Source organism: Paenibacillus sp. MER TA 81-3, from assembly GCF_023713585.1.
GTDB classification, from domain to species: domain Bacteria; phylum Bacillota; class Bacilli; order Paenibacillales; family Paenibacillaceae; genus Paenibacillus_B; species Paenibacillus_B profundus.
Genome location: NZ_JAMAWB010000125.1, coordinates 1 through 269, shown reverse-complemented (window position 1 = coordinate 269; position 269 = coordinate 1). Strand labels below are relative to the sequence as shown.

The 269-nt window shown below is 46.5% G+C and carries 1 protein-coding gene; it reads right to left on the bottom strand.

All coding sequences use genetic code 11. The features are described 5' to 3' along the window. The coding region (locus M3650_RS33475; protein ID WP_251580306.1) for an IS30 family transposase at window positions 1–269 on the bottom strand (269 nt) is incomplete at both ends.

The following is a 269-nucleotide window of genomic DNA, read 5'->3' as shown; positions in this document are numbered from 1 at the left end:
TACGCCGTTTTCCACCCAAGACATTTTCTTGGTCGATTATTAATCAATTCTATTGCATGTGAAAGTTCTTCCTCTGTGACCCTAGCAAAGTCATGTCCCTTGGGAAAGAACTCTCTGAGGAGCCCATTGGCATTCTCATTGGTTCCTCTTTGCCATGACGAATAGGGATCAGCGAAATAGACCTTAATCTTGTGCGAGGACTCAAGGTTTCGATGACAAGCAAACTCTTTGCCTCGATCCACGGTCGCCGTCTGAAACGTGGGTGTAGG